Consider the following 7,564-nt stretch of genomic DNA (forward strand, 5'->3'; position numbering starts at 1 on the left):
CCTAGGCGCTGCGCGACCCGTTGACGTACCGAAAGTATCCGGATACCGTGAGTATCTGCATACCGCTGGTATCTGAGGAGCACCCATGGACGACGTCCTGCACATCACCGGACTGACCCGTCGTTTCGGCGCGGTGGTCGCCAACGACGACATCTCGCTGCGCGTGCGGCCCGGCGAGGTCGTCGGCCTGCTCGGCCACAACGGCGCGGGCAAGACCACGCTCGTCTCCCAGGTCGTCGGGCTCCTGCGCCCCGACGCCGGGAGCATCACCGTGGGCGGCACCGACGCCGTCGCCCACCCCGCCGCCGCCCGGCGGCACGTCGCGCTCCAGCCGCAGGCCCAGGCCCCCATCGAGGGCCTCACGCCCCGCACGGCCATCGAGCTCGCCGCCCGCGTCCGCGGCCTGCCCCCGCGCCGGGCGCGCGCCGTCGCCGAGGAGCTGGCCGACGAGCTCGACATCCGCCCCTGGCTCGACCGGCGCGCCCTGCCCGAGGGGCGCGGCCTGTCCGGCGGCGTCCGCAGGCTCACGGCGTTCGCGATGACCGTCGCCGCCCCCACCCCGCTGCTCGTCCTCGACGAGCCGACCAACGACATCGACGCCGCCCGCCGCCGTCTCCTCTGGGACGCCGTGCGCCGCCGCGGCGACGAGGGCGCCGGCGTCCTGCTCGTCACCCACAACGTCACGGAGGCCGAGCGGATCGTCGACGAGCTCGTCGTCCTCGACCGTGGCCGGGTCGCCGCGGCCGGGTCCCCAGCCGCCCTGCGCGGCACCCAGGACACCGACCTGCGCCTGGAGCTCCAGCTCCCGCCGGAGGCCACCGACCCGGACCTCGGCCGGCCGCCGGTCACCGTGCACCGCACGGTGCGCGCGGGACGGCGCACGCTGCTCACCGTCCCGGCCGCCCAGGCCGCCGCCGCCGTCACGTGGGCGACGACCCTGCGGGAGTCCGGCGCCGTCGAGGGCTACTCCCTCGCCCCGGCCACCCTCGAGGACGCCTACCTCGCCCTCACCTCCCCCGACGACGCCGCCCCGTCCGTCCCGACCGACCAGGAGCCCGCCCGTGTCTGACACCGCCACCGCCCTGCGGCCCGCGCCCGTCCAGGTGAGCCCGTGGGCCACCTACCGCACCCTGCTGCGCTGGCAGGTGGCCTCCATCGGCCCGCTGCTGCCGCTCGTCGTCGTCATCCAGGCGCTGCTCGCGGCCGGGATCATCGTCGGCTTCGGCTTCCTCATCCCCGACATCGACCCGGGCACCGCACTGTTCCTCTCCACCGGGGCGCCGACCGTCCTGCTCCTCACCGTCGGGCTCGTCATCGTCCCGCAGGGGGTCTCCCGCTCGCGTACCGACGGCACGTTCAACTACATGCGCTCGCTGCCGATCGCCCGTCCGCTCCTGCTCGCCGCGGAGATGACGGTGTGGCTGCTCATCGCGCTGCCGAGCGTCGCCGTCGGCGTCCTCGTCGCCCGGCTGCGCTACGACCTCACCTTCGACATCGACTGGCCCGTCCTCGTCGCCGCCGCCCTGCTCGTCACCCTCACGGCGACGGCGGTGGGCTACGCGATCGCGGTCAGCCTGCAGCCGCTGCTCGCCCAGCTCCTCACCCAGGTGCTCGTCTTCTTCGTGCTGCTGTTCTCCCCCATCACCTTCCCCGCGACCCAGCTGCCCGCGTGGTTCCAGTCGGTGCATGACGTGCTCCCGGCGCGGCCGGGCGCCGACCTGCTGCGGGCCGGGCTCGCCTCCCAGACGTTCGAGGCGAGCGGGCGCGACCTGCTCGTCCTCGGCGTGTGGTGCGTCCTCGGCGTCGCGGTGACGCTGCGCGCGCTCGTGCGCCGCGGCTGAGGCTCAGCCGAACGCCGCCGCCACCGCCTCCTGGACGGTGCGGCGGCGGAAGCTGAAGCCGTCGGCCTCGAGCCGCGCCGGGACGACCCGCTGGTCGGGCAGCAGCATCTCCTCCGCGACCTCGCCCATGACGAGGCGCAGGAGCGGCGCCGGCAGCCGCAGCAGGTGCGGGCGGCGCAGCTCCCGGGCGAGCGAGCGGGTGAGGTCGTCCCACGTCGCGGGCTCGGGGCCGGTGAGGTTGACCGGCCCGGCGAGGGAGGAGTCGGCGAGCAGGTGGACGATGGCGCGCGCCTCGTCCTCCAGGGAGATCCACGGCAGCAGGTGGCCGCCGCTGCCGATCGAGGCGCCCGCGCCCAGCCGGGTGGCCAGGGCGAGCGGCCCGAGCGCCCCGCCCTGCGTCATGACGACGCCGGTGCGGGCGTGGACCACCCGGGTGAGGCCGTCGGCGGGCCCGGTCGCAGCCTCCCAGCGCCTGACGACGCCGGCGAGGAACCCCTCCCCCGGCCCGGACTCCTCGGTGAGCAGCTCGCCGGGCCGGTCCCCGTAGTAGCCGGTGGCCGAGCCGCTCACCCACACGCGGGGGCGCCGGGGCGTGGCCGCGATTGCGGCGGCGAGCGTGCGGGTGGCGCTCACCCGGCTGCGGTAGATCTCCCGGCGGTAGGCCCGGGTCCACGGCAGCCGCCCGAGCGGGGCGCCGGAGAGGCTGACGACGCCGTCGGCCCACTCGATCGCCTCCACGGGCACCTGTCCCTCCGCGGGGCGCCACTCGTACTCCTCCGAGCCGGTGGGAGTGCGCCGCACGAGCGTGCGGGTGTGGTGCCCGTCGGCGCGCAGCGCGTCACGCACGGCCTTGCCGATCGGACCGGACGCCCCTGCGAGCAGCACCTTCATGGGCCGGACGCTACCGGCGCCGGGCACCACCCGCGCGGGCGCCGGTCAGCCGGCGGCGACGGGCAGCGCCCCGCGACCGGCCCGGGTGAGCGTCGCCTGGCCGAGCACCCGTGTGCCGGCGTAGACGACGACCGACTGGCCGGGCGCGAGCCCGCGCAGCGGCGTCTCGAGCCGCACGGCGAGCGTGCCGTCGTCCTCGTGCCGGACCTGCGCCGCGGCCGGCTCGCCGTGGGCGCGCACCTGGACCTGCGCCGTCGTCCACCGGCCGGCCGGGACGTCGTCGGCGAGCCACACGGTCTGGTCGGCGGCAAGCTCGGTGACCGAGAGCAGCTCGCTCGGGCCGACGACGACGGTGTTCGTCCGCGGGTCGGTCCCGAGCACGTAGCGCGGGCGCCCGTCGGGGGCGGGCCGGCCCAGGCGCAGGCCCTTGCGCTGCCCGACGGTGAAGGCGTAGGCGCCGTCGTGGGTGCCCACCTCGTTGCCGTCGGGGTCGAGCACGGGGCCGGGCTGGGCACCGAGCCGCTCGCGCAGGAAGCCCTGGGTGTCGCCGTCGGCGACGAAGCAGATGTCGTAGGAGTCCGGCTTGGCCGAGACGGACAGCCCGCGGGCGGCGGCCTCGGCGCGCACGGCCTCCTTGGACGGCGCGTCCCCGAGCGGGAACAGCGAGCGGGCGAGGCGCTCGGCGCCCATGACGGCGAGCACGTAGGACTGGTCCTTGGCGAGGTCCGCGGCACGGTGGAGCTCGCGACCGCCGTCCGGCCGCTCGACGATGCGGGCGTAGTGGCCGGTGGCGACGGCGTCGAAGCCGAGCGCGAGCCCGCGGTCGAGGAGCGCGGAGAACTTGATGTGCTCGTTGCAGCGGACGCACGGGTTGGGGGTGCGGCCGGCCGCGTACTCGGAGAGGAAGTCGGCGACGACGGTCTCCTCGAACTCCTCCGACAGGTCCCACACGTAGTACGGGATGCCGAGGACGTCGGCGGCGCGGCGGGCGTCGCTCGCGTCCTCGATCGAGCAGCAGCCGCGCGAGCCGGTGCGGTGCTGGGCCCGGGAGCGGGACAGTGCCATGTGGACGCCGACGACGTCGTGCCCGGCGTCGACGGCGCGCGCCGCTGCGACGGCGGAGTCGACGCCGCCGGAGAGCGCTGCCAGCACCCGCATCCTGTTCCCCTTCCGTCTCTGTTCCTGCGCGCGGTGGGCACGCCCGCGACGTGCCCCCCGCCCGAGGGTACGTCGCCGATGTGCCGCGCTTCCATCCACCGGTCTGCGCCGGGCCGCCGGCCGGTGGACGATGGGCCATGCCCACCTTCACCGGACGGATCGCCGGCTGGGGCACCGCGAGCGGGACCCGGCTCGTCCTCGGCGCCTGGCACGCCTCCCCGCTCGGCACGTTCGCCGACGTCATGGTCGAGCGGCCGGACGGCGAGCGGCTGCTCCTCGCGCCGTCGGCCGAGGTGGCCGAGTTCGTCGCCGCGACCTACACGTTCGACTCCACGGTGGTCACGCCGGTGTCGGTCGTGGTCGACGGACGCCCGCTCGCCGCCACACCGACGTCCGCCGGGCAGGTCTGGGAGCTGCAAGCCGGCCCTCTCACCGCCCACCTGCTCGTCGGGGAGCGGCCGGCGCTCGGGCGGGTGCTGCGCCTCGTGCCGCGCCGCCTGGCCACCGCGCCCGCGCTCACCCGGGTCACCGACCCGGTGGCCCGGGCCCTGCTGCGGGGCGTGCGCACCCGCGGCTCGGCCGGGGGCGGGCGCACCGAGCACTACGGCGCCCACGACCTCCACCGGCTCGTCGCGGCCGGGACCCGCTGGGAGGGCACCGACCTCGGCCCGCTGCGCCCCCTCGACCCGCCCGTGCGCTTCGGCTTCGGCTCCGCGCCGCGCGACCCCGGCATCACCGACCTCGTCACCACCATCCGCCTCCCCCACTGACCCGCCCCCTCTGTCCCCCCTCCCATCTCCCCCTCCCCCCTCCTCCCCCCGCGACAGCCGACTTCCGCACGACAGCCGACTTCCGCACGAGAGCGGAGTTGCTCGCGACAGCGGAGCTCCGCACGACAGCCGACTTCCGCACGACAGCGCAGTTGCTCGCGACAGCGGAGCTCCGCACGAGAGCCGACTTCCGCACGACAGCCGACTTGCTCGCGACAGCGGAGTTCCGCAGGCCGACTCGGTCACGACGCTCGACATCCCTGTGGCAGCCGCCGTCGTCGGACACTCGCCGCCTCGCGTTGAACCGAGGGCAATGACCAGACTCCGCTTCGCGCTGAAATCGGCTCTGACACGAGAGCCGGCTCTCGATCGGAAGTCGGCTGTCGCGACGAACTCGGCTCTCGCGCACAACTCGGCTGTCGCGACGAACTCGGCTCTCGCGCACAACTCGGCTGTCGCGACGAATTCGGCTCTCGCGCACAACTCCGCTCTCGCGCACAAGTCGGCTCTCGCGCACAAGTCCGCTGTCGCGCACAAGTCCGCTCTCGCGGGGAAGGGGGGAGCGGGAGGGGTGGGGTGGCGGCGTGGGCAGCGGCCGGGGTCAGCGGGCCCGGGTGGCGTTGGCGGCGCGGGAGCGGGCGACGACGTCGGGCAGGACGGCGAGCGCCGCGTCGACGTCGGCCTCGGTCGTCGTCCGGCCGAGGGAGAAGCGCAGCGCGGAGCGCGCGAGGCCGGCCGGGTAGCCCATGGCGACGAGGACGAACGAGGGCTCCTGCACCCCGGCCTGGCACGCGGAGCCGGCGGACGCCGCGATCCCGGCGGTGTCGAGCCCGAAGAGGAGGGAGTCGGCGTCGGCACCCTCGACGGTGAAGTGGGCGACGTGCGGCAGGCGCGGCGCGTGCTCCCCGGTGAGGTGCAGCCCGTCGACGGCCGCGAGCGCCCCGGCCACGAGCCGGTCGCGCAGCGCGGCGAGCCGCGCGTTCTCGGCCTCACGGTCGGCGACGGCGAGCGTCACCGCCCGGGCCAGCGCCCGCGCCCCGGCGACGTCGAGCGTCCCCGACCGCACGCCGCGCTCCTGGCCGCCGCCGTGGTGGACCGGCGCGAGCGCGAGGTCGCGCCGGGCGAGCAGCGCGCCCGTGCCCACCGGCCCGCCGAGCTTGTGCCCGGTGAGGCTCATCGCCGCCAGCCCGCTCGCCCCGAAGTCGACAGGGAGGTGGGCCACCGCCTGGACCGCATCGGAGTGCACCGGCGCCCCGCCCCCGAGCGCGACGACGTCCTCGACCGGCTGGACGACGCCGGTCTCGTTGTTCGCCCACATGACCGACACGAGCGCGGGTGCCTCCCCCTGCGCGAGCAGCTCACGGGCGGTGTCGAGGTCGAGCGTGCCCTCACCCGTGACCGGCAGGAAGGCGACATCGGCCAGTCCCTGCTCGCCCAGCCAGGCCGCGGCGTCGAGCACGGCGTGGTGCTCGACGGCGCTGACGAGCAGCCGGGGCCGCGGCGAGGGGTGGGCGTAGACGGCGCCCTTGACCGCGAGGTTGTCCGCCTCGGTGCCCCCGGAGGTGAAGAGCACCTCGGCGGGCTCCGCCCCGAGCGCGGCGGCGATCTCCTCGCGCGCCTCCTCCAGCCGGCGACGGGCCGACCGGCCGGCGCCGTGGAGGGAGGAGGGGTTGCCCTCGCCGGCGAGCTCCGCGGCGTACACCTCGACGACCTCCGGACGGACCGGGGTCGTGGCCGCGTGGTCGAGGTAGTGCATGCCCTCAAGTCTACGGACGGACACAGGAGCCTTTCAGGAACTGCACTTAGGCTGTGCGCGGTGCCACCGGGGAGCGGCACCGTCCCGCTGACACGAAAGGCACATCTGTGCGCCGATCCGTAACCGTCACGGCCGCTGCGCTGGCGGCCGTCCTCGCTCTCGCCGGCTGCTCCGGCGACAGCGCCGACCCGGCCGACACGGCCACCGAGACCGCCTCCACCGCACCGGCGGAGGACGCGACGGCCGAGCCGGACGCCGGCAACGCGCCGGAGGACGTCGCCCTGCTCGAGGCCATCACCGTCGAGGGCGAGCCCGGCTCGGAGGCGACGCTGACCTTCGAGCAGCCGCTCACGGTGAGCGGCACCGCAGCCGCGGCCGTCAGCCCCGGTGACGGCGCCCCGATCGAGGAGGGCCAGATCCTCCTCGTCCACTTCACCCAGGTCAACGGCGAGAACGGGGAGGTGCTCGACTCGACGTACGAGGCCGAGCCCCAGCCGCTCGTCGTGACCAAGGACGCGACCGTCCCCGCGCTCGTCGACGTGCTCCTCGAGCAGAACGTCGGCTCCCGGGTCGTCTTCGCCTCGCCGACGCAGGGCGCCGCCGCGCTCATGGCGATCGAGGTCCTCGAGGCGCTGCCCGCGCGCGCCCAGGGCACCGCCGTGCCCGCGCCCGAGGGTCTGCCCACCGTCACGCTCGCCGAGAACGGCGCCCCGAGCATCGAGCCGGTCGCAGGCGACCCGCCCACCGAGCTCGTCGCCGTCCCGCTCATCGAGGGCGACGGCAAGGCCGTCGAGGCGGGCGACTACGTCTACGCCCAGTACACCGGCTGGCTCTGGGACGGCACCATGTTCGACTCCTCGTGGGAGGGCGGCCAGCCGCTGCCGTTCGAGGCGGGCGCCGGCCAGCTCATCCAGGGCTGGGACCAGGGCATCATCGGCAAGACCGTGGGCAGCCAGGTCCTCTTCGTCATCCCGCCGGAGCTCGGCTACGGCGACGAGGGCGCCGGTGAGAACATCCCCGGCGGCTCGACGCTCGTCTTCGTCGTCGACATCCTCTACGCCGGCTGACGCCGAGCCGGCTGACGCCGAGCCGGCCGACGCCGAGCCGGCTGACGTACGAGAAGGGCCCCGGACGCGAGTCCGGGGCCC

General features: G+C 75.6%; 7 protein-coding genes. 4 read left to right on the forward strand and 3 right to left on the reverse strand.

Annotated features, from left to right (window positions below):
• Positions 1-85: 85 nt before the first annotated feature.
• Both FHE66_RS02825 and FHE66_RS02830 read left to right on the forward strand, forming a co-directional pair.
• Entirely contained in the window at positions 86-1,069 is a 984-nt protein-coding gene (locus tag FHE66_RS02825) for an ABC transporter ATP-binding protein (protein ID WP_139071471.1), read from the forward strand.
• Positions 1,062-1,841, forward strand: coding sequence for an ABC transporter permease (locus tag FHE66_RS02830; protein ID WP_139071472.1), 780 nt, complete (start codon positions 1,062-1,064; stop codon positions 1,839-1,841). Before FHE66_RS02825 ends, FHE66_RS02830 begins: the two co-directional genes overlap by 8 nt.
• Positions 1,842-1,844: 3 nt before the next feature.
• Here the strand turns inward: FHE66_RS02830 and FHE66_RS02835 are convergent, their stop codons facing one another.
• On the reverse strand, positions 1,845-2,732 hold the full coding sequence (locus FHE66_RS02835) for a TIGR01777 family oxidoreductase (protein ID WP_139071473.1): 888 nt from the start codon (positions 2,730-2,732) through the stop codon (positions 1,845-1,847).
• Positions 2,733-2,777: 45 nt separating this feature from the next.
• Positions 2,778-3,890 (reverse strand): tRNA 2-thiouridine(34) synthase MnmA, encoded by a 1,113-nt coding sequence (gene mnmA / locus FHE66_RS02840; protein WP_139071474.1) that lies wholly within the window; start codon positions 3,888-3,890, stop codon positions 2,778-2,780.
• 137 nt (positions 3,891-4,027) lie between these two features.
• Between mnmA and FHE66_RS02845 the strand changes: the two genes are divergently transcribed.
• The gene (locus FHE66_RS02845; protein WP_139071475.1) at positions 4,028-4,660 is read left to right on the forward strand and encodes a hypothetical protein; all 633 of its coding nucleotides are present in this window, start codon (positions 4,028-4,030) and stop codon (positions 4,658-4,660) included.
• A gap of 601 nt (positions 4,661-5,261) precedes the next feature.
• On the opposite strand, the gene FHE66_RS02850 is transcribed toward FHE66_RS02845, so the two are convergent.
• Positions 5,262-6,416 carry a cysteine desulfurase family protein gene (locus FHE66_RS02850; protein WP_139071476.1) on the reverse strand — a complete coding sequence of 385 codons (1,155 nt, stop codon included), beginning with the start codon at positions 6,414-6,416 and terminating at the stop codon, positions 5,262-5,264.
• Positions 6,417-6,523: 107 nt separating this feature from the next.
• Here FHE66_RS02850 and FHE66_RS02855 point away from each other — a divergent pair, with 107 nt between their 5' ends.
• The gene (locus FHE66_RS02855) at positions 6,524-7,483 is read left to right on the forward strand and encodes an FKBP-type peptidyl-prolyl cis-trans isomerase (RefSeq protein WP_139071477.1); all 960 of its coding nucleotides are present in this window, start codon (positions 6,524-6,526) and stop codon (positions 7,481-7,483) included.
• Positions 7,484-7,564 lie beyond the last annotated feature (81 nt).

This window comes from Georgenia sp. 311 (genome assembly GCF_006151955.1).
In the GTDB taxonomy this organism is placed as follows: Bacteria; Actinomycetota; Actinomycetes; order Actinomycetales; family Actinomycetaceae; genus Oceanitalea; species Oceanitalea wutianyii.